Origin of the sequence: Rhodococcus sp. OK611, assembly GCF_003050885.1 — a bacterium.
GTDB classification, from domain to species: domain Bacteria; phylum Actinomycetota; class Actinomycetes; order Mycobacteriales; family Mycobacteriaceae; genus Rhodococcus_G; species Rhodococcus_G oryzae.
Window position 1 is genome coordinate 125381 of the sequence record NZ_QAOZ01000010.1, and the last position, 25677, is coordinate 151057.

General features: G+C 68.7%; 21 protein-coding genes and 1 tRNA gene. 10 read left to right on the forward strand and 12 right to left on the reverse strand.

Annotated features, from left to right (window positions below):
• Positions 1-4: 4 nt before the first annotated feature.
• Together C8K38_RS14240 and C8K38_RS14245 are read right to left on the reverse strand one after the other, a co-directional pair.
• On the reverse strand, positions 5-1318 hold the full coding sequence (locus C8K38_RS14240) for a polysaccharide biosynthesis tyrosine autokinase (protein WP_179800585.1): 1314 nt from the start codon (positions 1316-1318) through the stop codon (positions 5-7).
• Positions 1319-1364: 46 nt separating this feature from the next.
• Complete coding sequence (locus tag C8K38_RS14245; RefSeq protein WP_181320860.1) at positions 1365-3008, reverse strand: hypothetical protein; 1644 nt, start codon at positions 3006-3008, stop codon at positions 1365-1367.
• Positions 3009-3186: 178 nt separating this feature from the next.
• Between C8K38_RS14245 and C8K38_RS14250 the strand changes: the two genes are divergently transcribed.
• The gene (locus C8K38_RS14250) at positions 3187-3978 is read left to right on the forward strand and encodes an FkbM family methyltransferase (protein WP_097212311.1); all 792 of its coding nucleotides are present in this window, start codon (positions 3187-3189) and stop codon (positions 3976-3978) included.
• Positions 3979-3994: 16 nt separating this feature from the next.
• Here C8K38_RS14250 and lhgO read toward each other — a convergent pair whose 3' ends face one another.
• The 5 genes from lhgO to C8K38_RS14275 all read right to left on the reverse strand — a co-directional run bounded on the left by lhgO (position 3995) and on the right by C8K38_RS14275 (position 11331).
• A complete protein-coding gene (gene lhgO, locus C8K38_RS14255; RefSeq protein ID WP_097212407.1) occupies positions 3995-5185 on the reverse strand; it encodes an L-2-hydroxyglutarate oxidase in 1191 nt (396 codons plus the stop codon).
• A 27-nt stretch (positions 5186-5212) separates the two neighbouring features.
• The gene (locus C8K38_RS14260; RefSeq protein ID WP_097212310.1) at positions 5213-6103 is read right to left on the reverse strand and encodes a MazG family protein; all 891 of its coding nucleotides are present in this window, start codon (positions 6101-6103) and stop codon (positions 5213-5215) included.
• A 4-nt stretch (positions 6104-6107) separates the two neighbouring features.
• Entirely contained in the window at positions 6108-9794 is a 3687-nt protein-coding gene (gene mfd / locus C8K38_RS14265; RefSeq protein WP_097212309.1) for a transcription-repair coupling factor, read from the reverse strand.
• Positions 9795-9890: 96 nt separating this feature from the next.
• A complete protein-coding gene (locus C8K38_RS14270; protein WP_097212308.1) occupies positions 9891-10526 on the reverse strand; it encodes a TetR/AcrR family transcriptional regulator in 636 nt (211 codons plus the stop codon).
• 166 nt (positions 10527-10692) lie between these two features.
• On the reverse strand, positions 10693-11331 hold the full coding sequence (locus tag C8K38_RS14275) for a TetR/AcrR family transcriptional regulator (RefSeq protein WP_097212307.1): 639 nt from the start codon (positions 11329-11331) through the stop codon (positions 10693-10695).
• A gap of 139 nt (positions 11332-11470) precedes the next feature.
• Between C8K38_RS14275 and C8K38_RS14280 the strand changes: the two genes are divergently transcribed.
• The 8 genes from C8K38_RS14280 (at position 11471) to C8K38_RS14315 (ending at position 19252) form a co-directional block, all read left to right on the forward strand.
• Positions 11471-11541 (forward strand) — tRNA-Gln (locus C8K38_RS14280).
• Between the two features lie 58 nt (positions 11542-11599).
• Positions 11600-13078: a bifunctional UDP-N-acetylglucosamine diphosphorylase/glucosamine-1-phosphate N-acetyltransferase GlmU gene (gene glmU, locus C8K38_RS14285; protein ID WP_097212306.1), complete on the forward strand. Its 1479-nt coding sequence runs from the start codon at positions 11600-11602 to the stop codon at positions 13076-13078.
• Entirely contained in the window at positions 13075-14058 is a 984-nt protein-coding gene (locus C8K38_RS14290) for a ribose-phosphate diphosphokinase (protein WP_077042583.1), read from the forward strand. Before glmU ends, C8K38_RS14290 begins: the two co-directional genes overlap by 4 nt.
• A gap of 71 nt (positions 14059-14129) precedes the next feature.
• Positions 14130-14771 (forward strand): DUF2461 domain-containing protein, encoded by a 642-nt coding sequence (locus C8K38_RS14295; RefSeq protein ID WP_097212305.1) that lies wholly within the window; start codon positions 14130-14132, stop codon positions 14769-14771.
• A 40-nt stretch (positions 14772-14811) separates the two neighbouring features.
• A complete protein-coding gene (locus tag C8K38_RS14300) occupies positions 14812-16041 on the forward strand; it encodes a serine hydrolase domain-containing protein (protein ID WP_097212304.1) in 1230 nt (409 codons plus the stop codon).
• A 194-nt stretch (positions 16042-16235) separates the two neighbouring features.
• Positions 16236-16886, forward strand: coding sequence for a hypothetical protein (locus tag C8K38_RS14305; protein WP_077042586.1), 651 nt, complete (start codon positions 16236-16238; stop codon positions 16884-16886).
• A 55-nt stretch (positions 16887-16941) separates the two neighbouring features.
• Positions 16942-17430 (forward strand): GNAT family N-acetyltransferase, encoded by a 489-nt coding sequence (locus tag C8K38_RS14310; protein WP_097212406.1) that lies wholly within the window; start codon positions 16942-16944, stop codon positions 17428-17430.
• 124 nt (positions 17431-17554) lie between these two features.
• Complete coding sequence (locus C8K38_RS14315; RefSeq protein WP_097212303.1) at positions 17555-19252, forward strand: cutinase family protein; 1698 nt, start codon at positions 17555-17557, stop codon at positions 19250-19252.
• Between the two features lie 51 nt (positions 19253-19303).
• On the opposite strand, the gene egtD is transcribed toward C8K38_RS14315, so the two are convergent.
• The 4 genes from egtD to egtA are packed head-to-tail and all read right to left on the reverse strand — an operon-like array spanning position 19304 to position 23615.
• Entirely contained in the window at positions 19304-20275 is a 972-nt protein-coding gene (egtD, locus tag C8K38_RS14320; RefSeq protein ID WP_097212302.1) for an L-histidine N(alpha)-methyltransferase, read from the reverse strand.
• The gene (egtC, locus tag C8K38_RS14325; RefSeq protein ID WP_097212301.1) at positions 20272-21030 is read right to left on the reverse strand and encodes an ergothioneine biosynthesis protein EgtC; all 759 of its coding nucleotides are present in this window, start codon (positions 21028-21030) and stop codon (positions 20272-20274) included. The genes egtD and egtC overlap by 4 nt, the downstream gene beginning before the upstream one ends.
• Positions 21031-22383, reverse strand: coding sequence for an ergothioneine biosynthesis protein EgtB (gene egtB / locus C8K38_RS14330; RefSeq protein ID WP_097212300.1), 1353 nt, complete (start codon positions 22381-22383; stop codon positions 21031-21033).
• Positions 22380-23615 (reverse strand): ergothioneine biosynthesis glutamate--cysteine ligase EgtA, encoded by a 1236-nt coding sequence (gene egtA / locus C8K38_RS14335; RefSeq protein WP_097212299.1) that lies wholly within the window; start codon positions 23613-23615, stop codon positions 22380-22382. The genes egtB and egtA overlap by 4 nt, the downstream gene beginning before the upstream one ends.
• A gap of 168 nt (positions 23616-23783) precedes the next feature.
• Here egtA and C8K38_RS14340 point away from each other — a divergent pair, with 168 nt between their 5' ends.
• Positions 23784-24953 (forward strand): aminotransferase class V-fold PLP-dependent enzyme, encoded by a 1170-nt coding sequence (locus C8K38_RS14340; protein ID WP_097212405.1) that lies wholly within the window; start codon positions 23784-23786, stop codon positions 24951-24953.
• Here C8K38_RS14340 and C8K38_RS14345 read toward each other — a convergent pair.
• Positions 24950-25438, reverse strand: a complete 489-nt coding sequence (locus tag C8K38_RS14345) for an FABP family protein (protein WP_097212298.1) — start codon at positions 25436-25438, stop codon at positions 24950-24952. The two genes, C8K38_RS14340 and C8K38_RS14345, sit on opposite strands and share 4 nt — an antisense overlap.
• Positions 25439-25677 lie beyond the last annotated feature (239 nt).

Below are 25677 nucleotides of genomic sequence, written 5' to 3' on the forward strand. Positions count from 1 at the left end.
GGGGTCAGCCCACCCGGGCATTCGTGAACACCGTGCCGATGATCGGCGCTCCCGCACCGTGCAGGGTGTTCACGGCTCGACTCACCTCGTCCGAACGGCTCGTGCCGCGTCGCCCGACCAACAGCGTGCCGTCGATCCGGGTGGCCAGCAGGAGCGCGTCGGCAGCAGACAGCACCGCGGGACCGTCGACAACGACGAAATCGAAGGTCGACCTCAGCTTGTCGATCACCGACGCGAGCGGCGCGGATCCCAACAGTTCGCCCGGCGCCGCGTGGTCCGAACCGGAGGTCATGACCGACAGGTTCTCGTAGTCTGTTTGCGCCACAGCCTGTTCTACGACCGAGGGGTCGCGAAGCACGTCGCTCAACCCCGGCTGGGCATTCACCCCGAAGAGACTGGCGAGTTCGTTCTTTCGCAGATCGCCCTCGACCAGCAGCACCTTGTCGTCGGTCTCCGCGAGGGCAAGGGCGAGATTGACCGCCACCGTTGTCGCGCCCTCGCCGCCGACCGGACCGGTCACTAGGATCATCGGATTGTCAGTGGTCGCGGTCAAATGCAGCAGTCGTGCCCGAAGACCCCGGTAGGCCTCGCTGGACCCGCCATCGCTCCCGAACACCACCGGCGTTTCGCGGCCGGCGGGTCTCGGCCTCCGTAGCTCGCCCACCATCGGCAGATCGGAGGCCTCGTCGAACTCCGCACCCGTTCGGAGCGTTCGGTCCGTTGCATCACGGACGAGTGCGAGCAGGGTGCCCAAGAGAAGACCGACGATGAGGCCGAGCGCCAGATTTCGCTGGGCGTTCGGGCTCGAGCGCCCCTGCGGCGGGGTCGGACGCTCAACCACGGTCGCCTGCATCGCCGCAGGTGGCTGCCCGCCGTCCGCCGGGGACTCCAGCCTGCCGACGAGCGCACTGAACTGATCGGACATCGCGTTCACGAGCGTGACAACCCTGTCCCGATCCGTGTCCGTCACGGTCAACTCGAAAACGAGAGACTCCGGCACGTACTCCACGGCGGTCGCGCTAACCAACTCATCCGGGCTCATGTCGATGCCCAATTGGTCGATGGCGCGGCCGGCCACCTCGCTGCCCCCCGCGATCTCGGCGTACGAGGACAGTCGCAGCGCGGCAGCTTGGGTGGCGTTGTACTTGTCTGTCACGGTGCTCGCATCGGCGACGGAGATGAAGATCTTCGACGAGGCCTGGTAGCGCGAGGGGGGAATCACCGTCGCGGCGACCGCTCCGAGCAAGCAGATCGCCACGGCGGTCGCAACGATCAGCCAGCGGGTCCCCAGGATCCGGACGAACGTGTGAAGGTCCACGAATTGTCCTCTCTGCACTCGGCCCGACCGATGCCTACCGCGCGGGTTACGGCACCGAGAACGTGGCGATTGGGTACTGTCCGGCCGCATCCCTCCCCGGCCGTGCGAGCGTCATCGGCGGCAGGTCGACGCGATGGGTGCCGCCGGGCTTGTGCTCGTTCCACGCCATCCCCGCGGTGACGGTGTACTGCCCGGCGGCCAGGCCGGACCGGTCGATCCGCACGGTCTCACGCGCAGTCGACGGACTCGGCTCATCGTCGATCGAATCCAGGGACTGCTCGACGACCATCGACACGGGAGCGAGCTCGGATCCCGTCCGCCGCACGATATTTCCGGCCGCATCGGCGACTTCGTACTCGATTCGCCAATCCTCGAACGCTGGTGCTGCCCCGAAATTGATCCACCTGGCTTCGATCCACTCGGACTCACGCTCGGAATCGAATCTCGGCGAACCCGCGGCCACCGAGTATCGATACCCGGCGAATTTGTTTGTCCGCGCCCAGAGTGCGAACAGCCCCGGTTCCATCGGCTGTACCGCATTCTGATCCGGAAACCCCACGCTCGAGGTCATCGATACATGATAGTCGACCGTGTCACGCAATCCTTTCTCATAGTAAGCGCCCCTCCCCGTCCCGGCCGGGAGCTGGCACCATTCGGTCACGACCGGGGCAGTCGAGAAACGCGCTCTCATCGTGGACACGAGCGGTTCGTCGGAGGTGACGTACACAGAATCCTCGTCGTCGGCCCACGCAGGCAACGGTGTCTGGACACCCAGACAATCAGCGCGTATCCCGACCGGCCGTCTCGTCGCCGGTCCCACGGACTCGTCGGCGAACAACTGTCGCATGATCTCCGGGTTGCCCGGCGCCGCGACGACCTGCGTATCCGGAAACGCCCCCAGGTTCGCCTCGACCAAACGTCGAATCGAGCGGGCGGTAATGCTCTGGTCCCGGAACTGACTGAGGTACCCCAGCCGCCGCTCACTGTCCTCGAGTGAGGGCCCGGGAGAGGCGAGTTCATCGCGGAGGTAGGCAATGTGGTTCTCGCTGAAGTCGCCGTACCCGGAAAACTCGAAAATGCTCAACCTTTCGTCCTTGTTGTAGCGTCGACCCAATTCCGCCAACAGTTGCTCAAAGTAAGCAAGATAATCCTCGTTGTTCCAATCCGGCACGACCTGCTTGATCCCGTCGTGCTCGAAATCCCTGGTCGTGCCCGGAATCAATGCCAACCAGTCCGGGACCGCAATGTTGGTGTTGTTCGGGTAAAACTTGTTGCAGCATGAGTTGTACGAGTAGATGCGCAGCGTCAGTCGTCCGCCCTGGCCTGCGTACCGAGCCAGCGCCTCATCAATCTTGCTGAAGTCGAACCTGGCCTCGTAGGGAGCCTCATTCGGAACGGTGCGAGGATCCAGGGGTTGGAGATCACGCCACGAGATCCGCGTGCTCGCATCGCCTGCGGAGGGCCACGCGGGGTATCGGTTCTGCGCCGGATTCTCCTGCGGGAAAAGGCCTGTCAACAGATTCTGATACTGCCCGCGTAGCGGATTCGCCACGTCAGGGTCCGCAAATGGAATCGTCGTGACGTCGACGGAGCGCGCTCCGGGATCCACCGGAGGCACAGCGGAGCATCCGCTCAGCATTGTCGCGAACGCAACCGCGCCCACGACAGATCCGCCCATCCGGAAGTACATTTCGCCTTCGCCACTCCAGTCACACCCATCCGCAGACAGGACGTCAACAATGACCGCGCGTACTCCTGTGTGAGCTTACCTGCGCGATCGGCCCGGGCGCTTCCACCCGGGCGGACTACCCCGGAGCTCTACACTTGGGTCGAGGCAACTCAGCAGAATTCACGAAAGGCGTCGTCCGATGCCGATCACGCACGCCATCAAGCGCAGCCTGGCTCCGATTGCGAAGCAGGTTGCACCACGACGGTTCTGGCGAAGGCGCTACCGGATCTTGTCCGATTCGGCCCTGCACGACGACGAACTCCTGCTCGTGCGACAGCTCTGCGACCCCACGAAGGTATCGGTCGATGTCGGCGCCGACATCGGCGCATTCACGATCGCGATGCTCGACCGGTCGAGTTCGGTCATCGCATTCGAACCCCGCACTGCGCAGGCCCGGGAGCTCGCCACGATGTTCGACACGATCGGCGCCCCGGTCCGGGTCGAAGCCGTCGCTCTCTCCGAGCACACGGGCGCGTCGACGATGAGAGTTCTCGTGTCCGACCCGGGGAGAAGCACGATCGAGGCTGCCAACGCCCTGGATGACGCCGACGGCAGCCCGGTCGAGACGATCGATGTTCCCAGCAGTCGGCTCGATGACTTCGATCTGGACAATGTGGGATTCATCAAGATCGACGTCGAGGGCCATGAGCTCGCGGTGCTGCGCGGGGCACGTGCCACCATCGAGAGAAATCGGCCCACCTTCCTGATCGAGGCCGAGGAACGTCACCGTGCGAACGCGGTGGGCGAGGTCATGTCATTCCTGGATCGACTCGGATACGACGGGTACTTCTTCACCGGGGACGAACGCCGGTCGATTGCCGACTTCGATCCGGTCGAGCATCAGAACTCCCAGCACATCGCGAGCTGGAAGGACGGTTGGACCCGCACCGGGCAGTACGTGAACAACTTCGTCTTTCTCCCGCATTCGTGAACCAGGGCCGAGCCGATCACCGATCAGCCGTCAGCCGGTCCGCGATCATCGCCGCGATCGGCAACGCGGACGTCGCCGCCGGCGAGGGAGCGTTGAGCACGTGCACGGAGCGCGGGGTCTGCTCGATCAGAAAATCATGCACCAGAGTCCCGTCACGGAGCACCGCCTGCGCCCTGATCCCCGCGACTCGCGGCAACAGGTCCTCCAGTGTCAGATCGGGACAATACTTTCGGCATCTGGCCAGGTAGCCACGCACGAACAGCGAATCCCGCAGCTCGCCCGCGCCGGTGCGAAAGTTCGCACGAGCGACCCGGTAGAACCCGGGGAACTTCGCGTAGTCCCAGACGTCCCGGCGTGCGAAGCTGAACTTCCGGTACCCCTCGCGGGCCATCCCGAGGACTGCGTTCGGACCCACCGTCAGCCTGCCGTCGACGGTGGGACTCAGGTGGACACCGAGAAAGGGCAGGGCCGGATCCGGGATCGGATAGATCAGATGGTGGACGAGGTCCGAGCGGTGCGGCGGAAGCTCGTAATACTCGCCCCGAAAGGGCACGATCCGAAGGTCGATTCGAACCCCCGCCAGGCGGGCCATGCGATCCGCCTGCAGACCCGCGCAGACGACCAGCCGTCGCGCCGACCACGATCCGGCCGGGCCGCCCACCACGACCCGATCGGCCGTCTCGCCGATGTGAGCCACCTCCACGCCGAGACGGATCTCGCCGCCCGACGATCGGACGTGATCTGCCAAGACCTCGGTGACCCTGCGGTAGTCGACGATTCCGGTTGTCGGCACGAAGAGCGCGCCGGTGCCCGTCACCGCCGGCTCACGGCGGAGTAGTTCGGCCCGATCGAGCACGTCGACGTCGAGCCCGTTGATCTTCGCGCGCTCGTACAGCGCCTGCATTCTCACCTGCTCGACGGAGTCCGTCGCGACCAGCAGTTTGCCACGGACATCGAACGGGATGCCGTGCTCAGCGGCGAAATTCTTGGTCAGCTCGGCCCCGCGCCTGCTCAGCTCGGCCTTGAGGCTGCCCGGCTGATAGTAGATGCCCGAGTGGATGACGCCGCTGTTGTGGCCGGTCTGATGCATGCCGAGCCCGTCGGCCTTCTCCAGCAGGAGCAGGCTCGCTCCCGGTCGCCGCAGGAGGATCTCACGGGCGGTGGCGACTCCCACGATGCCCCCGCCGATGACGCAGTAGTCGAACATCGACACCCGCTTTCTGCGGCGGACGACCTACCGCGCTACCCAGTATCGCGCCCAGACGTCCGCGGTGAGGCGGCCCCGTTCGATCCCGCTCACGTGCGCGGCGGCCTCGGTGGCCCTGATCCGCGCCACGAAAGACAGGGTCGCCTTTCGCAGGGCGTCCTCGGCGTTGCCTGCCCCGCCCAGCCGCACCGTCCGGAGCTCGGCGGGGATCAGGTTCGCCGGCAACCCCGCCTTGGTCGCCCGCCCGATCACCTGTTCGGCCAGCGCGAGCGCCGGCTGCGCCATCGCGATGCCGTCGATGCAGGACGCCCGCGACTTCTCCGCCGCCTTCGCGATCTCCCACGCCGCCTCCTGGTCGGCCACGTCGATCGGACCCACGTGACCGTTGGTCAGATGGGGGCTGCGGGAGGCCAACTTGGCGACGAGAGTGTCGGCGACGTCATCCACGGTGAACGGGTCGGTGGCCGATTCCTGGGCGATCCGTGAGTGAAACAGCACCTGCAGCAGCAGGTCTCCCAGTTCCTCGCGCAGGCCGTGGGGGTCGCCCTCCTCGATCGCGTCGAGCAGTTCGTAGGTCTCCTCGAGCAGGTACCGGCGCAGCGAGTCGTGGGTCTGGGTCACCTCCCAGCCGCCGAATCCCCACAGCCGGTCCATCACCTCGACGGCCGCCAGCAACCGCTGTCCGGGCACCGGCGACGCCGCGACCACCTCCTCACCCGAGGACACGCGGTGCCGCGCCTGTACCCCGGCGGGATCTACTGCCACCAGCACGGCGGCACCCGGAGCGTGCGGCAGACCCAGCTCCTCACGTACCCCGACCGGCACGTCGGAGGCGTATTCGACCTGCCCACGCAGCAGCCGCACCGCCGCCGCCGGGATCCGGGTGGGACGCAGCGGGTCGAGCAACACCACCGTCATCGCCTCACGCCCCCGCCTGCACCCTGACGTCCACTGCGCCCGCTGCCCGTCCGTCGAGGGCGAGCAGGAAGTCCGCGATGTACTGCAGAAGCTCCACGTCCCGGACCCGGTCCGCACCGATCCCGCCGGAACCGGTGCGCGGCAACGGAAGCTGTACCATCCCGGTGGTCGCGCGGTACTGCGCACTCGGGTACAGACGCTTGAGTCGCAGCTGCTTCGAGTCCGGCAGCTGCATCGGCGCGATCTTGAGCTGAGTGCCCGCCACCGAGACCTCCTCGAGGCCGAACTCGCGGCACAGCAGGCGCAGCTTGGCGACCGAGACCAGCCGGCCGACCTCCTCCGGCACCGGGCCGTACCGGTCGACGAGCTCCTCGATCACCGCGGCGATGGCCTCGGGGTCGGTGGCGGCGGCCAGCTTCCGGTACGCCTCGAGGCGGAGCCGGTCGCTGGTCACGTAGTCGGGGGGGATGTGCGCGTCCACAGGAAGGTCGATGCGTACTTCTTTCGGAGCTTCGTCGGTCGTGACCGTCCTGCCGTCGGCAACCGCACGGAACGCCTCGACGGCCTCGCCGACCAACCGCACGTACAGGTCGAAGCCGACGCCGGCGACGTGCCCAGACTGTTCCGCCCCCAACACATTTCCCGCACCGCGGATCTCGAGGTCCTTCATGGCGACGGCCATACCGGCGCCGAGGTCGGAGTTCTGCGAGATGGTGGCCAGGCGGTCGTACGCGGTCTCGGTGAGCGGCTTCTCCGGCGGGTACAGGAAGTACGCGTAGCCACGCTCGCGACTGCGGCCGACGCGCCCGCGAAGCTGGTGCAGCTGGGACAGACCGAGCGAATCGGCCCGCTCCACGAGCAGGGTGTTGGCATTGGAGATGTCCAGCCCGGTCTCGATGATCGTGGTGCACACCAGCACGTCGAACTCGCGCTCCCAGAAGCCCTGCACGGTCTTCTCGAGATTCTCCTCGTTCATCTGGCCGTGCGCGACGACCACCCGCGCCTCGGGCACCAGGTCGCGAAGTCGCTTGGCGGCCTTGTCGATCGAGCTCACCCGATTGTGCACATAGAACACCTGTCCGTCGCGCAGCAGCTCGCGCCGGATCGCGGCCGCCACCTGCTTGTCGGCGTACGCACCGACATAGGTGAGCACCGGGTGCCGCTCCTCGGGTGGGGTGAGGATGGTCGACATCTCGCGGATGCCCGCCATGCTCATCTCGAGGGTTCGCGGAATCGGGGTGGCGGACATCGTGAGCACGTCGACGTGGGTGCGCAGCGCCTTGATGTGTTCCTTGTGCTCGACACCGAAGCGCTGCTCCTCGTCGACGATGACCAGCCCGAGGTCCTTCCACCGGACCGCGGTCTGCAGCAGCCGGTGGGTGCCGACGACGATGTCGACCTCGCCGTCGGCCATGCCGGCGATGATCTCCCGCGAATCCCCCGGGTCGGTGAACCGGGACAGACCCCGCACCTTGACCGGGAAGGCGGCCATCCGCTCGGTGAAGGTCTGCAGATGCTGTTGCGCGAGAAGAGTGGTCGGCACCAGGACCGCCACCTGCTTGCCGTCCTGTACCGCCTTGAAGGCGGCCCGGACCGCGACCTCGGTCTTGCCGTACCCGACGTCGCCGATCACCACGCGGTCCATCGGGACCGGTTTCTCCATGTCGGCCTTGACCTCGTCGATGACCGTCAGCTGGTCGTGGGTCTCGGTGAACGCGAACGCGTCCTCCATCTCCTTCTGCCACGGGGTGTCAGGGCCGAAGGCGTGCCCCGGCGCGGCCTGGCGGGCGGCGTACAGCTGCACCAACTCGCCCGCGATCTCGCGAACCGCCTTGCGGGCCTTACGCTTTGTGTTCGTCCAGTCTGAGCCGCCGAGCTTGGACAACGCGGGCAGCTCGCCGCCGACATAGCGGGAGAGCTGGTCGAGGGACTCCATCGGCACGAACAGCCGATCTCCTGGATGACCCCGTTTGCTGGCCGCGTACTCGATCACCAGGTACTCGCGGCGCGCGCCACCGACGGTTCGCTCGACCATCTCGACGAACCGGCCGATGCCGTGCTGGTCGTGCACCACCATGTCGCCCGCCGTCAGCGCGAGCGGGTCGACCTGGTTGCGTCGCTTGGCGGGCAGTCGCCTGCCGTCCCCGACCGCCGCGACACGGTTGCCGGTGAGGTCGGACTCGGTGACGACCACGAAACCCTGTTCGCCCGCGTTCGGGAACATCAGGCCTTCGTGCAGGCTGCCGCAGAGCACCGCGACCACGCCGGGCTCCGGCGCCGCGCCCGGCGCCAGCTCGGTCGCCGGTACCTCCGCCTCGGCGAGCCGTTCCAGCACTCGGCGCGCGGTACCGGAGCCCGCCACCACGATCACGGCCCGGCCGCCCGCGCTCACGTGCGCCCGCAGCGTCACGAACAACTCGGCCAGCAGCTCGTCGGATCCGCGGATCTCCGGCACCGACCGCAGTTCGAGGACCAGTTCCTCGCCGCTGCCCGAGGCCAGCGGGCTGACCGTCCACCAGGGCCTGCCGGACGCCTCGACACTCTCACGGACGTGCCGCAGCGATCGGTAGGCGGAGGCCGCGAGATCGAGGCCCTTGCCGCCGATGCTCGAGGTGTCGATCGCCGACGCGTCCAGCGGCGCGGCGCCGCCCAACGACGCCGCGGTCCACGACGCCTCGAGGAACTCCTGGCCGGTGCGTACCAGGTCCGTCGCGCGGGTGCGGATCTTCTCCGGATCGCACAGCAGCACGTGCGTTTTCGCGGGCAGCGCGTCAGTCAGCAGCACCAGCTCGCCGTTCTGCAGCACGGGCAGCAGCGCCTCCATGCCCTCGACGGGGATGCCCGCGGACAGCTTGTCCAGCATCTCCACCAGCGCCGCGTCGGCCTCATTGTCGGCGGCCAGCGCCGCCGCCCGATCACGCACCGCCGCGGTGAGCAGCAGCTCGCGGCACGGCGGCGCAATCAGGGTGGCGATCTCGAGCTCGGGCAGCGACCGCTGGTCGGCCACCGAGAAGGCACGCAGCTCGGTGACCTCGTCGCCCCAGAACTCGATGCGAACCGGGTGGTCGGCGGTCGGCGAGAAGATGTCGAGGATGCCGCCACGAACCGCGAACTCGCCGCGCTTGCCGACCATGTCGACCCGGGCATAGGCGAGTTCGACGAGCCGGTGCGTCAACGCGTCGAAGTCGTGCTCGGAGCCGACCCGCAGCGTGATCGGTTCGATCTCGCCGAGCCCGGGGGCCATCGGCTGCACCAGGGAGCGGACCGTGGTGACGATGACCTGTAGCGGCGGTCCGTAGTCGGCGTCGTCCGGGCGGGCCAGCCTGCGCAGCACCTCGAGCCGGCGGCCGACCGTGTCCGCGCCGGGCGAGAGCCGCTCGTGCGGCAGCGTCTCCCAGGACGGGAACTGGGCGACCGCGTCGCCGAGCACCTCGCGCAGCTCACCTGTCAGGTCGTCGGCCTCCCGTCCGGTGGCGGTGACCAGCAGCAGCTGCGTGTGCTCGGCGATCGCGGCGGCGATGAACGGCCGGGCCGGCGCAGGCGCGACGACTGCGAGGTCGGTGCGGCCCAGAGCCGCACGCACCCCGTCGAACGCGACGTCCGCAACGGCCGTGGCGAACACCCCCGCCAACGGGTAGGGCGACGAATCCGTGGCTGCCGGGCTCGGGTTGTGCGGAGTACGGGAAGACAACGTCGATGCTCCTGAGCTTGCCGAACGGGTTTCGGACGCCGCGCGGACGACCACAGTGAATTCTAGGCCCGGGTACCGACAGCCCGCGCTGCCCGGTCAGCGACGGAAACGTCGGGCCGCGAACTGCCGGAAGTAGGAAACCTTCTCCTCCCCCACCAACGCCGGGAGCATGTAGTACCACGCGCGTTCAATCCGGGCCGGGAGCTGATCGAGCGTCCCGGTCGCGTGCGCCACCACGCGTGCGCCGAACAGCGTCTCGAAGATGAAGATCCCGATCGCCTCCGCATCGGCGTCGGGCACGATGTCACCCTCCGCGATGGCACGAGAGGCCAGTGCCACCTGATACTTCTGCCAGGTTGAGACGACGTTGTCGCCCGTCCCGCGGTGATCGCCGATCTCGTGGTGCATGCGGAACATCGCGGCCACGATGGGATCCGCGGCGGCCACGTCCGTTATCAGGTAGGGCAGGCCGATCATGACCTCGAGCGCGGGATCTCGCAGGTCGGACAGCGGCGCGCAGGCGGCCTCGAGCCGTCGGTTGCCCTCGTCGATCACGCCGCGAGCCAGATCTTCCTTGGACGCGAAGTGGAAGTACAGCGAGCCCTTCGTGACACCCGACGCGGCGATGATCTCGCTCAGATTCGCCGGCGCGTATCCCAACCGCGCGAACACCTCCGCCGCCGCGAGCAGGACCGTGTTCCGGGTCGCCTCGGCCCGTTCCTGCCTGACCATCCACCCCGCCTCTGGTGACCGACTACCTGTCGAATGTGGTCGAAACGTAACACCTCGCTGGTGAACTTCCCCAGATTTCAACTGCGAGTCGCAGTTGGGGCGAACTCGGCAGTACGGCGCCTGGATCGTCTGCACCATCGACGCCAGGAACCCACCGGACCACCGGCTACTCCCCGAGTTTCGGATCGGCCTCCAGGTTGGTCAGGCCGTTCCAGCACAGGTTCACCACGTGCGCGGCCACCACCTCCTTGGGCGGCGTGCGCTCGTCGAGCCACCACTGCGCGGTCATCGACACCATCCCGACCAACGCCTGTGCGTAGAGCGGGGCGAGCTCCGGGTCGAAGCCGCGCTTGGAGAAGTCCGAGGCCAGGATGTGGCCGACCTGACTGACCGCATCGTTGAGCAGGGACGAATAGGTGCCGTCGGCTGCCGTCACCGAGGAGTCGCGCACCAGGATGCGGAAGCCGTCGGTGCGCTCCTCGACGTAGGTGAGCAGTGCCAGCGCCACCCGCTCGACCCGGACGCGGGACCGATTCTGCGAGAGCGAGGCGGTGATCATGTTGAGCAGGGTCGACATCTCGCGGTCCACGACCACGGCGTAGAGACCCTCCTTGCCGCCGAAGTGCTCGTAGACCACGGGCTTGGAGACGCTCGCGCGGGCGGAGATCTCCTCGATGGAGGTGGCCTCGTACCCGCGCTCGGCGAACAGGGTGCGGGCGATCTCGATCAGCTGCTCTCGACGCTGGGTGCCGGTCATCCGCGTCCGCGGAGGTCGTTCGCCGGGGGCCTGCGGGGGTCGGGACATGCCGCCAGCCTATCCGGCACGCGAATCGATTCAGTCGAGGCGGTTCGACCAAATCCGCGCCAGCATGCGAGGATCGTGGGCGCACAGGCGGGGCTGGGTCGAGCCTCCAGTTTCTGACGCGTTTCCGCAGGTGCGGCAATCCGCCGTAGTGTAATGGCAGCACCTCTGATTTTGGTTCAGATAGTTCAGGTTCGAGTCCTGGCGGCGGAGCGCGATCTACTGGGTGACCCAGTAGCTGTACAAACCGGTTCGAGTTCGAGGGAGCGTCATGCCAGCCGAGACCGCCGTGGTCGTCCTCGCAGCGGGTGCGGGGACCCGGATGCGGTCCAAGACCCCCAAGGTGCTGCACACGCTGTCGGGTCGGACGATGCTCGCGCATTCCTTGCACGCGGCAGCCGAACTCGACCCGACGCACCTGGTCGCCGTGGTCGGGCACGAGCGCGAGGCCGTCGGCAGCGCGATCGCAGAGGTCGCGACCGAACTCGGTCGCAAGATCTTCGCGCCGGTCCAGGAGCAGCAGAACGGAACCGGGCATGCTGTCGAGTGCGGCCTTCAGGCGCTACCCGACGACTTCGAGGGGATCGTGCTCGTCACCGCGGCTGATGTACCACTACTCGACAGCCACACCCTGCACGGCCTGATCGACGAGCACCGAACGGCGCCCACCCCCGCCGCAGTGACGGTCCTGACCTTCGTCCCCGCCGATCCCAACGGGTACGGGCGCATCGTCCGCAACGCGGCAGGCGAAGTGGTCGAGATCGTCGAACACGTGGATGCCACTCCCGAGCAGATCGCGATCACCGAGGTCAACTCGGGCGTCTACGCGTTCGACGCCCAGGTCCTTCGCGACGCGCTCGGCAAGCTCGGAACGGATAACGCGCAGCAGGAGCTCTATCTCACCGACGTCCTGAAGATCGCCCGCGAAGACGGTCATCATGTGTACGCCGCGCAGCTCGCCGATGAGGCCAAGGTGACCGGTGTCAACGACCGCGTCCAGCTCTCGAAAGTGGCCGCGGAGATGAACAGTCGGATCCTGGAACGACACATGCGCGCCGGGGTCACCGTCATCGACCCGTCGAGCACGTGGATCGACGTCGACGTGGAGCTCGGGCCCGACGTGACCATCGAGCCCGGCGTGCAGCTGCGCGGCCGCACCACCGTGGGCGAGGACGCCGTCATCGGCCCGGACTCGACCCTCAGCGACGTCACCGTCGGCGAGGGCGCCACCGTGATCCGCACCCATGCCGACCGCTCGACGATCGGCGCGGGCGCCACCGTCGGGCCGTACACCTACCTGCGCCCCGGCACCGTGCTCGGCGAGGCCGGCAAGCTGGGCGCCTTCGTCGAGGTGAAGAACTCCGACATCGGGGCGCACTCGAAGGTGCCGCACCTGACCTATGTCGGCGATGCCACCGTCGGTGAGCACAGCAACATCGGGGCGTCGAGCGTGTTCGTCAACTACGACGGCGTCAGCAAGAGCCGTACGGTGGTGGGGTCGCACGTCCGCACCGGGTCCGACACGATGTTCGTCGCCCCGGTGCAGGTGGGCGACGGTGCGTACACCGGTGCGGGTACGGTGCTGCGGTTCGACGTTCCGCCCGGCGCGCTCGCCGTGTCCGGGGGTAAGCAGCGCAACATCGAAGGTTGGGTCGAGCGGAACCGACCCGGCACCGCGGCCGCCGAAGCGGCGGCGCGGGCACAGCAGCAACAAGCCGAAAACACGAACAAGGATGGCGAAGATCAGTGACTAGCGCGAATTGGATCGACAACCAGAAGAACCTGATGCTCTTCTCTGGTCGCGCCCATCCCGAGTTGGCCGAGCAGGTCGCGAAAGAGCTGGACATCCAGGTCACCCCGCAGACCGCCCGCGACTTCGCCAACGGCGAGATCTTCGTCCGGTTCGAGGAGTCGGTGCGTGGATCCGATGCATTCGTGCTGCAGAGCCACCCGGCCCCGCTGAACCAGTGGGTCATGGAGCAGCTGATCATGATCGACGCGCTCAAGCGCGGGTCCGCCAAGCGCATCACCGCGGTGCTGCCGTTCTACCCGTACGCCCGCCAGGACAAGAAGCACCGCGGCCGCGAGCCCATCTCGGCCCGCCTGATCGCGGACCTGCTCAAGACCGCGGGCGCCGACCGGATCATCACGGTCGACCTGCACACCGATCAGATCCAGGGCTTCTTCGACGGCCCCGTCGACCACATGCACGCGCAGGGCCAGCTCGCCGAGTACGTGCGGGAGAACTACGGCACCGACAACATCTGCGTCGTCTCCCCTGACGCCGGCCGCGTCAAGGTCGCCGAGAAGTGGGCGGACGCCCTCGACGGCGCGCCGCTGGCGTTCGTGCACAAGACCCGCGACCCGCTGGTCCCGAACCAGGTCAAGTCCAACCGCGTCGTCGGTGACGTCAACGGCCGCACCTGCGTGCTGATCGACGACATGATCGACACCGGCGGCACCATCGCCGGCGCCGTCAAGGTGCTCAAGGACGCCGGTGCCGGCGACGTCATCATCGCCACCACGCACGGGATCTTCTCGCACCCGGCCGCCGAGCGGCTCGCGGCCTGCGGCGCCAAGGAGGTCATCGCGACCAACACGCTGCCGATCCCCGAGGAGAAGCGTTTCCCGACGCTGACCGTGCTCTCGATCGCGCCGCTGCTCGCGCGCACCATCAAGGAGGTCTTCGAGAACGGCTCGGTGACCTCCCTCTTCAACGGCAGCGCCTAGGCGCTTCGCGCCTGTGCGCGGTTGACGAGTCCCTGGACCCGTCAACCGCGCACAGGCGCTAGCCTTTTCACATGACCGCGTTCTCCGGGTTCCCCGTCGCCGCCCTGGACTTCTACGAGGACCTCGAGGCGGACAACAGCAAGAGCTGGTGGACGGCGCACAAGGCCGTCTACGACGAGAGCGTGCACGCGCCGATGGCCGCGTTGCTCGCCGAGCTGGAGTCCGATTTCGGGCAGGCCAAGCTGTTCCGCCCGTACCGCGATGTCCGGTTCTCCAAGGACAAGTCGCCGTACAAGACGCATCAGGGCGGCTTCTGTGCGGTGGGGCCGGCCCTCGGCTATTACGTGCAGCTCGACGCCCGCGGGCTCTTCGTGGCGGGCGGCTTCTATCAGGCCGACCCTGATCGGGTCGCACGCTTCCGTGCCGCGGTCGACACCGACCTCCGCGGCGGCCAGCTCGAGACGATCACCCGGGACCTCGAGGCCGCGAAGTTCGAGATCGGCGGCGACCGGCTCAAGACGACGCCGCGCGGCTACACCGTCGAGCATCCGCGGATCGAGCTGCTTCGTCACAAGTCGCTGACGGCCAGTCGCCTGTACCCCTCCCCGAAGTGGCTCGACACCAGGCGCACCGCGACCGAGGTCCGCAAGGCGTGGGAATCGTTGCGGCCCCTGGTCGAATGGGCCACCGATGTGATCGGGGCCCCGGCCTAGAAACCACCAGGTCGGCCCGCCCGATCTGCGATGATCAACTATGGCGATGATTCGGCGCGTTCTCGTGCTCGTGAGCCTGGTCGGCCTCGTGGCCGCGTGCACCTCGACGGACACCGCGTCGCCACCCCCGTCACCCGCCGATCCGGCGCAGACCGATGCCGTCAAGACGATCGTCCGCGAGGCCATGGCCGAGGGCCACCTGAAGTCGGTGATCGTGCGCGCCACCGTCGACGGCAGGGAGATCCTCACCGAGGCCGTCGGGGAGTCGATGACGGGAGTGCCCGCCACCACCGACATGCACTTCCGCAACGGCGCGGTGGCGATCTCCTACGTCTCCACCCTGCTGCTCCAGCTCGTCGACGAGGGGAAGGTGAGCCTCGACGACAAGGTGTCGACCTGGCTGCCCTACATCCCCCACAGTGACCTCGTGACGCTCGGTCAGCTGGCCCAGATGACCTCGGGCTATCCCGACTACGTCCTGGGCGCCACCGAGTTCGACGCGGCCATCTACGCCGACCCCTTCCGCAGGTGGACCCCAGAGGAACTCATCGCCCCCTCGACCGCCAAGCCGCTGCTCTACGAGCCAGGGACCAACTGGAACTACGCGCACACCAACTACGTCATCCTCGGGCTGGCGCTGGAGAAGATCACCGGCAAGCGGATGACGGACCTCATGCAGGAGAGGGTGCTCGGCCCGCTCGGGCTGACCAACACCACCGACCCCGGCACCGCCGCCATCACCGAACCCGCCCTGCACGCCTTCAGTTCCGAGCGTCGCGAGGCCCTCCAGATCCCGGCAGGCGCCCCGTTCTACGAGGAATCCACCTACTGGAACCCGTCCTGGACCATCACCCGCGGGGCCGTCCAGACCACCGACATCTCCGACATGCACGACACCGCGGTCGCGATCGGCACCGGCAAGCTCCTGTCCGCGGAGTCGTACAAGAAGATGGTGTCGACCGACCTGCGCGGCAAGACGACGACCCTGCCCGGGTGCCCCACCTGCACCACGATGTCGGAGGGCTACACCTACGGGCTCGGGATCATCATCACCGGCGACTGGCTGATGCAGAACCCGTTGTTCTCCGGCTACGCGGCCGCGGAGGCCTACCTGCCGTCGAAGAAGGTCGCGATCGCCGTCGCCGTCACCTACGACCAGGAGGCCTTCGACGACGCCGGCCTGTACAAGAACGAGGCCGAATCGATCTTCCGGAAGATAGGCGCCCAGCTCGCCCCCGGCGACGCGCCTCCGCCCCCGCCGCAGCGTTGACCCGCGACCCGTCGACCGGCTCCGTTCGACGTCCCGACGGGTGCCGGAACCTCTTGCGCGGCAAGCGTTTGACCGGGTCGCGGCGCGCCGCGCCGGGACATGAACATGAGATTGATCACGCCGGAATGCAGAACCGCAGGTTGGTTGCCAGCCGGTGTCGAGGGCCACTTCGCTCTGCCCTATTGTCATGCGTCGTGATTGACGCGCAGACACTCGATGGCCAGTCCGGAACAACGACGATGCGGACGGCCAGGCGATGGGTCCCAGGAGCCTGCGTCTGGTGCGGAGACGCGGAGTCGGTTGACATGTACCGCAACGAGCCGCGCTGCGGAACCTGCCGCGAGAACGAGGAGATCATCGAGGGCGCCCGGCGCTTCCTCGGGATGTACGGTCTGCGCCCGCTCGGCGGCACGCTGCAGTCCGACGACGAGGAAGAGCGGGAGTGGCGCGTCACCGCCCGCGACGCCCGCGCCGTGCTGAACCAGATCAAGCTCGAGACCCCGCCGGACCCGGCCCTGGTCCGCAAGGCCCTGCGGCCGCGCGCCGCCGCGGTCGTCGCGGAGACCGCGCCCGCACCCCGCCGCACGGCCGCCCCGAAGGCCGCATCCTCGGCCTCGACCCCGGCCGCGTCGGCACCGACCACCACCGTCGACATGGCGACCCTCGAGGCGCGCGTCACCGGCCTGCTGGACCAGCTCGCGTCGGTCGACGAGCAGATCACCGTCGCGGAGGCCGGTCAGGGCCTTGCGGCCCGCGCCCGGCTCACCGATCTCGGCAACCAGAAGGCCTCGATCCTGCGCATGCTGGCCGCGCTGGAGAAGACCCGCCGCGGCATCGACGGCTGAGCCGACGGTCCCGATGCGGCGGACCGTCCCGGTGCGGCACGATGAGGCGGTGAGCCTGTTGATCCGCGACGCCGACCACCACGATCTGCCCGGCATCCTCGAGATCCACAACGAGGCGGTGCTCAACACCACCGCCATCTGGGACGAGGAGACGGTGGACGTCGAGGACCGCCGCGAGTGGCTCGAGGCCCGCCGCAGGGCCGGCTATCCGGTGCTCGTCGCGGAATCCGACGGCCGGGTGGCGGGTTACGCGTCCTACGGCGTGTGGCGGGCCAAGACCGGCTACCGGTACACGGTGGAGAACTCGGTGTACGTGCATGTCGACCACCACCGCAAGGGGATCGCGTCCCAGCTGATGGCGGCGCTGATAGAGCGGGCCAAGGCGGGCAGCGTGCACGTGATGGTGGCCAGCATCGAGTCCGGCAACACCACCTCGATCGCATTGCACGAGCGGTTCGGCTTCCGGACCGTCGCCGTGATGCCCGAGGTCGGGATGAAGTTCGGGCGCTGGTTGGACATGACATTCATGCAGCTGACGCTGTAGCCAAATCAATCATCGAGATCGCATGTAGCACTTCCGACTCGTGTCACGATGTATCTGGTGATGTGACGCACCGCTCGGGGGGTAGTACCGACGCGTGCCTCGGTAGTCGGAATGGGGAGACGACATGACAGTTCGTGGTTTCATCGCACGCCATCGGATAGCCTCGGCCGCCATCGTGCCGGCCGTCCTGGGGGTGACGGCGATACTCGGGCTGACGTGGGCCCTGTCCCCGGCGCCGCGCACCGCGGACACCGAGCTCACATCGTCGGTGACCGAGTGCCACGACATGGTGACCATCTCGATCGCCGGCCGCAATGACACGCCCGTGGCGGGCACCACGAAGATGCTGGTCGGACCCAACGGCGAGGCGCTGCCTGCCGCTTTGTCGAGCGACTACAGCAGCCACTGGGTCGATCCGGTGATCAACGCACCGAACGGTGTCGTCGATCCGAAGGCGTATGCCGCCGTCTACATCGCCTACCCCGCGAACATGAGCAGCTACGAGGGCGCCGTCGCCAAGGGCGTGGCCAACACCGAATCGGTGATGCGCGAGATCCGGGTGGCGTGCCCGGACACGAAGTTCGCCGTCGTCGGGTACAGCGAGGGCGCGGACGTCGCCCGGCGGGTCGCGATGGACGTCGGCCATCAGGACGCGGACACCAACGGCGAATACGGGATCGTGAATCCGGGCAACGTCGTCGGCGTGGTCATCCTGGCCGACGCGGGCCGCGCGAATGGTCAGGGCCCGTTCCCAGGGGCGAAGAATCCGTTTGCCAATCCGGACGGATTCGACCGGCAGTACCAGAACGGCACCAACCCGACCGCAGGAGCGGGCGCCCTCCCGGACACCGGCGGCGACGATTTCGGCGCGTTGGGCGGCAAGGTCGCGTCGTTCTGCTCTGAGAAGGACTTCACCTGCGCGGTGCCGGAGAACATCTCGCTGTTGCAGCTCGCGATCAACGTGGGCAGGCAACTGAACGTCGACACCCTCGAGCGCGAGGGCCTCACGCCTGCGACGGGACAGGATGTCGCCGTCGCACTCAGCCAGATCGCGTTCAACGCGTTCGCGGAGGTTCGGTCCCAGCCGGACTGGATGAAGGGCGACCAGACCTTCCTCGACGTGCTGCTGACGGTGTCCTCCCCGTCGTACAAGCCCGGTGAGGCCGCGAAGGCCCCGGCGAAGGCCCAGTCGATCTCCGCCGACGAGATGTCGCCGCTGGCCTACCTCCCGCAGAAGGTGTTCAAGGAGATCATCGGGCTCATCACGACGAACCAGAACACAATTCCGGTCGTCCTGAGCGATCCCTACCAGCTGACGCTCGCCAAGGACGTCGGTCACCACTTCGACTACTGGCGCGACAACGATGCCGCCAACGGGAAGCCGCTGACCTCCGCCGAGTACGCCGCTGCGTGGCTGACGCATCTTGCTCAGCAGGCACAGAACGGACAGGCGATCGACCCGGCGGCGAAGCCGGACGCCGGAAGCCTGGCCGCGGCCCTCTCGTCGGCCACGGCCACTGCCACGTCCGCGCCGACGGCGCCGAGCACGGCGTCCGTGGCGGGCACCGTGACGGCAACCGAGTCCGCCGCGCCGACCACGACCACGACCACGGCGGCGCCCACCGAAACATCGACGGCTCCGTCCTCCGGATCGGCATCGACACCCACTACGACGCCGAGCGCGGCCCCCACCGCGGAGGCCGCCGCCCCGGTTGACTCCCAGGACTCGGCGCCTGCCGTCGCGAAGCCCCCGACCACCGCTGTGGCGGCCACCACGACCGTCCCGACCACCACCACTCCGGCTCCGAGCCCGGCCGGGTAGCCGTGTCGCAGAGCCGGGCCCGCACGAACACCGTGCGGGCCCGGCTCTGGTCTATTTCTTGTCCGCCAGGATCAGCGCGAATCGTTCGTCCGGATCGGTCCACACCCGATCGCTGCCGAACCCCGCGGCGTCGAGTTCCTTGCCGATGCCCTCCACGCGGAACTTCGCCGAGATCTCGGTGCGCATCTGCTCCCCCGCGTCGAAGCGCACGTCCAGGCCGATACCCGGCAGACACACGCTCATCGCCTCGGCGGCCTCCAGCCGCATCTCGATCCACTCGTTCGTCTCGTCCCAGAGCGCCACGTGCCGGAACCGATCCACATCGAAGTCGGCGCCGAGTTGCTCGTTGAGCACCGACAGGACGTTCCTGTTGAACTGTGCGGTCACCCCCGCCGCGTCGTCGTAGGCCGGAACCAGCACCGCCGGGTCGGTGACCAGCCCGACGCCCAGCAGCAGCTGCTCCCCCTCGTCGAGCACCTCGGCGATCGACGCCAGGAACCCGGCCCGCTCGTCGGGGACCAGGTTGCCGAGGGTGCCGCCGAGAAACGCGATCATCCTCGTGCCGCCCCGCGGCAGGTTGTGCAGGGTGTCGGTGAAGTCGCTGACGATTCCGTGCACGGCCAGCGACGGGAACTCGTCGGCGAGCTGCCCGACTGCGGACGCCAGCGCGGCCTCCGACACATCCTGCGGCACATAGCGCTCCAGCGTTCCGTGCTCGGTCAGCGCGCCCAGGAGCAACCGGGTCTTCTCCGAGGAACCAGAGCCCAGCTCGACGAGGATCTGCGCGGAGGTGGCCTCCGCGATGTCTGCGGCGCTCGCCCGCAGCAGCTCCCGCTCGGTTCGGGTCGGGAAGTACTCGGGCAGCCTGGTGATCTCCTCGAACAGCTCGCTGCCCCTGGCGTCATAGAACCACTTGGGCGGCAGCCACTTCGGTGTCGACGTGAGCCCGATCAGGGCGTCCTCGCGCAGGGAGCCGAGCAGCTGCTCCGGCGCCAAGTGGATCTCCAGGGTCGGTTCGCTCATAGGTGGTCTCCCAACTCGGTGATGTTCAGGTGTCCCGGTCGCGCCTCGACGAGGTGCCCATCCAGTACGGGCTGCCAGCCCGGGTCGTCGTCGATCGGCTCCGACGAGATCATCGCGCTGAGCTCGTCCACCTTCACCGACAGCGAGTGGTAGACGGTGGTCGCCCACAGCGTCGTCCCGTTGCCCAACAACAGGTTCAGCCGCGATTCGGGGGCGGCCTCGAGGACGTCGGCGATCACCGACGCCAGCGCGGCGGCCGGCTTGCCCGCATCCAGGCGGCGCCGCACCAGGGTCCACAGCAGGGCCGAGTCCGTCAGCGCCGGCATCCGCAGCAGCTCCACGGCAGGCAACCACTCGGCGAGCCCGGCCATCGAATCCGGCCAGCCCACGATCCGGCCGTTGTGGCTCAGTGCCCACCCGTCGCCGGTGAACGGGGCGCACGCTGCGCGCTCGAGCGCCATGCCGACCGTCGCCGAGCGGACCGCCGCGACCACGGCACCCGACCGGACCTGACCGAGCACCCCGTCGACCGCGGGGTCCGCCCACATCGGCACCGGATTCCGGTACGCCTGCACCCCGTCCGGCGATCCCGGATCACCCTGCCACCACGCCGCACCGAATCCGTCCGCGTTGATCGTGCCGCCCCTGCGCATGTCCCGCGGCGCCCAGGACTGGTCACGCAGACTGTGCGATCCGGCGGTGATCAGTTCACCCACCGCGCGCGGTGGGCCCAGATAACCCAGATGCCTGCACATCTACGCGCTCTCCTGCACGTCGCGCGCACAGCGGAATCCAGCAAAGATCTGCCGCCGCACGGGATGGTCCCAGTTGCGGAAGGTACCGCGGCAGGCCACCGGGTCGGTGCCGAACGAGCCGCCGCGAAGCACCTTGTAGTCGCCGCCGTGGAAGACCTCCGAGTACTCCCGGTAGGGGAACGCCGCGAAACCCGGATAGGGCAGGAAGTCCGACGAGGTCCATTCCCAGACGTCGCCGATCAGCTGGTCCACGCCGTGCGGGGACCGGCCGCGCGGGTACGCGCCGACACCGGCGGGCTCGAGGTGCCGCTGCCCGAGGTTCGCGTGCCCGGAGCCGGGTTCCTCATCGCCCCAGGGGTATCGGCGAGATCGCCGGGTCGCTGGGTCCCACCGGGCGGCCTTCTCCCACTCGCTCTCGGTGGGCAGCCGCTTGCCCGCCCACCGGGCGTACGCCTGCGCCTCGAAATAGCAGACGTGCACCACCGGCTGGTTCGGGTTCAGCGGCGCGAGCGTCCCGAACCAACTCCGCCGCCAGTCCCCCGCCGCGTCGCGCTCCCAGAACTGCGGCGCCGTCAGGCCTGCCGACCGGCGGTGCGCCCAGCCGCGTTCGCTCCACAACTCGGCGCGCTCGTACCCACCGTCCGCGATGAACTCCCGGTACTGCCCGTTGGTGACCGGGGCGACGTCGAGCGCGAAGGTCGCGACGTTCACCGCGTGCGCGGGCCGCTCGTTGTCCAGCGCCCAGGGATCCGTTGAGGTGCCCATGGTGAACTCCCCGCCGGGGATCACCACCTCGTCCGGTGTCACCGCGCGCACGGGGTCCGGCGCCGGGACGGCGCGCAAGACCGCTGGGCCGCTGCGCAACTGGTGGGTGGCCAGCATCGTCTCGTCGTGCTGCTGCTCGTGCTGGGCGATCATCGCGAACGCGAAACCGTCCCGCTCGACCGGTCTGCCAGCCAGCGGCGAACGGTCGAGGATGTCCCACACCTTGTCCCGGACCTCGGCGACGTAGCCGCGCGCCTCCGCCGGGTTCAGCAACGGCAATGCGGGCCGGTCCGCGCGAGCATGCTTGAAGGCGTCGTAGATCTCGTCGATGTCGCGGCGAACCGGTTCGCGGCCGCCCACGTCGCGAACCAGCCACAGCTCCTCCTGGTTGCCGATGTGCGCGAGGTCCCACACCAGCGGGCTCATCAGCGGCGAGTGCTGCGCGATCAGTTCCGACTCGTCGACGCAGTCGGTGAGGGCCGCGCTGCGGGCGCGGGCGCGGGCCAGCACCGTCGCGAGTTGGGCGCGCAGCGCCTCGGGTGTCGGGGTTTCGGGTGCCGTCGGGCGGGTCGAGGGGCCGGCGGTCATCGGTGGTACTCCTCTGCTGGGGTCATTCCGCGGCAACATCGCTCGGCGGCGGACGCGAGCTCCTCCTCGAACCGGGGCGACCGCGCCGCGGCCAGGAACAGCAATTCGCTTGCGGCGCGGCGCAGTTCGCCGTCACGGAGCCCGAACTCGGCGCCGTCGCGCCACCGTCCCGCGGTCGACGCCGCGATCGCGGTGGCCTCCGCGACGGTGTCCCGGTCGCCGAGCAGCGCGGCCAGCGCCGCGATGGGCACCCGCCACAGGTCGCCCGGCTGTGCGTCCAGGTACCGCACCTCCAGGTGGCCCGCGGCCCGGATGGGAGGGAACAGCGTGGTCAGGTGGTAGTCGAGGTCGGCGAGGTCCGGGCGCCTGTCGATCTCGGCGTCGAGCGCCCCAGCGATCCAGTCCGCGAAAGTGGCACCCGGCGGCGCCGACCAGTCGCCGTCGGAATCCGCGCCCCGTCCACCGGTCACGCAGAGCAGCGGCACGTCGAGCGCCCAGCGGCCGTAGTCGGCGATCGGATCGGCGGTGTGCAGCGGCCGGGTCCGGTCCGGATCGAGCTCGAGCCAGGTCCGCATCCGCTGCGAGGCCCACCCGCCGTCCGGTGTCCCGCGCAGCCGGGGCGAGCAGGCGAAGGCCGCGAGCAACGCGGGCCCGGCGTCGTGCAGCAACCGCCAGCGGGCGGCCACCTCGGGCGGGTCCGCCCCCGCGTCGACGCTCACCTGGGTGGCCGCGGTGTTGCACATCATCAGCCTGCCGAACGGACCGATCCCGTCGAACCGCTCCTCCATGGCCCGGTACCGGGGCAGTCGCAGCAACCGCTCGGCCTGGCGGGACCGGTCGGCGGCATGGGAACGGACGGTGATTCCCGCCGCCCTCAGCAGGCGACGAAGGACGGCCTCATCGGCGGCGAGCGCGACACACAGGTCCTCGGCCGAGGACAGGGGCGCACTGGAGAGTTCTATCTGGCCGCCGGGTTCGATGGTGACGGCGCTTCCGCTCGGCAGACTCAGAGCGGGTGAAGAGGGGGCAATCGATGTCGGTGCGTGCGGCCCCAGCGCAGCGGCGATGTCGCCGAGGTCCGGCCTGCTCCGCGCGGGGTCATCACGAGCGGTCAGCCATTCCAGTTCGGCACCGATGAGCCGGGGTGGGCCGAGCTTGAAACAGACACCACCGACGTACGCCTCCGCGGCGGCTCGGGTGGTGAGCCGGCGCGAATCCACTGCCATCGCCATCAGCTGCTCCGATCGTCGGCGGCGCGTGTTCGGCAAGTACGAATTCGACAATAGAGACCGTCACCGACACTAAACCGCGATCGCCGATCGCGCACCCGTCGCGCCGACTGCGGCGACGGTACTGTCCGACAGACAACGCCAGCTCAGTCAGTCCGGAGGGCCGTGAAGATGCTCGATCAGCAACGCCTACGCCGCGATACGCCCGGCTGCCTCGACAAGGTCTTCCTCGACAGTGCCGGCTCGTCGCTGTCCCCCGAGCCGGTGCTCGAGGCGGTCATCGCCCACCTGCGACGGGAAGCCGAGATCGGCGGCTACCTCGCCGCCGGGGAGCGCGCCGCCGACCTGGCCGACGTGAAGACCGCGCTCGGCGAGCTGCTCGGCGCCCAGGCAGGAGACTTCGCGCTGGTGGAGAGCGCGACCAGGGCGTGGACCGACTTCTTCTACGCGGTGCCGCTCGCCCCGGGCGATCGAGTCCTGATCACCGAGGTCGAGTACGCCAGCAACGCCATCGCGGCCCTGCAGCGCGCCCGTGCGACCGGCGCGGTCGTCGAGGTGGTCCCGTCCACGCCGACCGGGGAGATCGACCTCGACGCCCTCTCCCGGATGCTCGACGAGCGGGTGCGCCTGGTGTCGCTGGTGCACGCGCCGACCAACGGCGGGCTGATCAATCCCGTCCGTGAGGTGGTGGACCTGGCGCGCGGCGTCGGCGCGCTGGTTCTTCTCGACGCCTGTCAGTCGGTCGGCCAGATCCCGGTGGACGTCGCCACGCTCGGCGTCGATGCGCTCTCGGCGACGGGCCGCAAGTGGCTGCGGGCCCCACGGGGCACCGGATTCCTCTACGTGCGCCCCGAGCTGGCAGGCACCCTCGAACCCGCCGCGCTTGACCTGCACGGCGCGCAGTGGACGGCGACCGACGGCTACCGGATGGCCGGCGACGCGTCGCGGTTCGAGTTCTGGGAGTGCAGCGTCGCGGGCCGGCTCGGCCTGGGCGCGGCGGTCCGCTATCTGCTCGAACTGGGGATCGACGAGGTGAGCGCCGCGGTGTCGGAGCGTGCCGAGGCCGCGCGCGCCGGGCTGGCCACGGTCCCCGGCGCGACGGTGCGCGATCTCGGCCACACCCGCAGCGGCATCGTCTCCTTCACCGTCGACGGGGTGGCCCCGGCGGCCGTGCGGGAAGCGTTGGCCGCCAAGGACATCACGGTGACCGTCAGCGGCCGCGGCTCGACGCTGGTGGACATGAGCAACCGGGACCTGGAGGCGGTGGTGCGGGCGTCGCCGCACTGCTTCAACTCGTTCGAGGACCTCGAGCGGCTCGTCGAGGCGGTCGCGGCGCTCTAGCCGGTCTGGTCCTGCCTGCGCAGCTCGGCGTGCAGGTGGTGGGTGAGCGGCGTCGCGTCGTGCGCCATCCACAGGTCGTAGGTGAGCAGATCTCCCGCGACCACCCAGCGTCGGCGGATCTCGTGCACGGGCTTCGCGTTCGGGGACCGACTGAGCGTCAGCGCCGTCATCTCGAGCACGCCGTCGCGGACCTCACCCTGATGGATCTCGACGAATCCCGTTGGCTGGCTGACCAGCAGCTCGACGCTGTCCCCGCCGGTGAGCCGCAGGTAACCGTTCTCGGTGTGCATCGGCGGCCCGCCGCCCGGCTTGCGGGTCCGGGACAGGTAGGTCAGGAAGGGCTTCCCGATCGGCGTCAGGTTGACCTGCTCGTCGTATGCGAAATCCTCGATCGTCGGGTAGTGCCCCTCGCCGGAGCCCGCCCAGTGGCCGGCGAACGGGGCGAGCACGCCCAGCGGCGCCAGCGCGGCGGTTACGTCAGTCATCGATGCTCCCTGGAGTTGTGGTGTCCTTCGATCTCCGTCCAAACCTAACGGCCACCCCCGACCCCCGCTCGATTGCGCACCGGACGCGTGTCGAGGCCGATTCGCGGGGGGTCAGGCATCTCCGGTATGCTGGCCTGCGTTGTCTCGGCGAGGGTGAACCACTTCGTTGGCTCACCGTGATCGACGCGGCTACGGCTACCTTTCGAGCAGTTTGCGCTCCGGGCCGTGCGCGTTCGTCC

What these genes read in the sequence shown, in the direction of transcription:
- C8K38_RS14295 (WP_097212305.1), top strand. Translation starts at nt 14,130, where the DNA reads ATGACCGCGTTCTCCGGGTTCCCCGTCGCCGCCCTGGACTTCTACGAG.
- C8K38_RS14245 (WP_181320860.1), bottom strand. Translation starts at nt 3,008, where the DNA reads ATGTACTTCCGGATGGGCGGATCTGTCGTGGGCGCGGTTGCGTTCGCG.
- lhgO (WP_097212407.1), bottom strand. Translation starts at nt 5,185, where the DNA reads ATGTTCGACTACTGCGTCATCGGCGGGGGCATCGTGGGAGTCGCCACC.
- C8K38_RS14275 (WP_097212307.1), bottom strand. Translation starts at nt 11,331, where the DNA reads ATGTCCCGACCCCCGCAGGCCCCCGGCGAACGACCTCCGCGGACGCGG.
- C8K38_RS14315 (WP_097212303.1), top strand. Translation starts at nt 17,555, where the DNA reads ATGACAGTTCGTGGTTTCATCGCACGCCATCGGATAGCCTCGGCCGCC.
- C8K38_RS14250 (WP_097212311.1), top strand. Translation starts at nt 3,187, where the DNA reads ATGCCGATCACGCACGCCATCAAGCGCAGCCTGGCTCCGATTGCGAAG.
- C8K38_RS14270 (WP_097212308.1), bottom strand. Translation starts at nt 10,526, where the DNA reads ATGGTCAGGCAGGAACGGGCCGAGGCGACCCGGAACACGGTCCTGCTC.
- C8K38_RS14300 (WP_097212304.1), top strand. Translation starts at nt 14,812, where the DNA reads ATGGCGATGATTCGGCGCGTTCTCGTGCTCGTGAGCCTGGTCGGCCTC.
- glmU (WP_097212306.1), top strand. Translation starts at nt 11,600, where the DNA reads ATGCCAGCCGAGACCGCCGTGGTCGTCCTCGCAGCGGGTGCGGGGACC.
- egtB (WP_097212300.1), bottom strand. Translation starts at nt 22,383, where the DNA reads ATGACCGCCGGCCCCTCGACCCGCCCGACGGCACCCGAAACCCCGACA.
- egtD (WP_097212302.1), bottom strand. Translation starts at nt 20,275, where the DNA reads ATGAGCGAACCGACCCTGGAGATCCACTTGGCGCCGGAGCAGCTGCTC.
- C8K38_RS14340 (WP_097212405.1), top strand. Translation starts at nt 23,784, where the DNA reads ATGCTCGATCAGCAACGCCTACGCCGCGATACGCCCGGCTGCCTCGAC.
- egtC (WP_097212301.1), bottom strand. Translation starts at nt 21,030, where the DNA reads ATGTGCAGGCATCTGGGTTATCTGGGCCCACCGCGCGCGGTGGGTGAA.
- egtA (WP_097212299.1), bottom strand. Translation starts at nt 23,615, where the DNA reads ATGGCGATGGCAGTGGATTCGCGCCGGCTCACCACCCGAGCCGCCGCG.
- C8K38_RS14345 (WP_097212298.1), bottom strand. Translation starts at nt 25,438, where the DNA reads ATGACTGACGTAACCGCCGCGCTGGCGCCGCTGGGCGTGCTCGCCCCG.
- C8K38_RS14260 (WP_097212310.1), bottom strand. Translation starts at nt 6,103, where the DNA reads ATGACGGTGGTGTTGCTCGACCCGCTGCGTCCCACCCGGATCCCGGCG.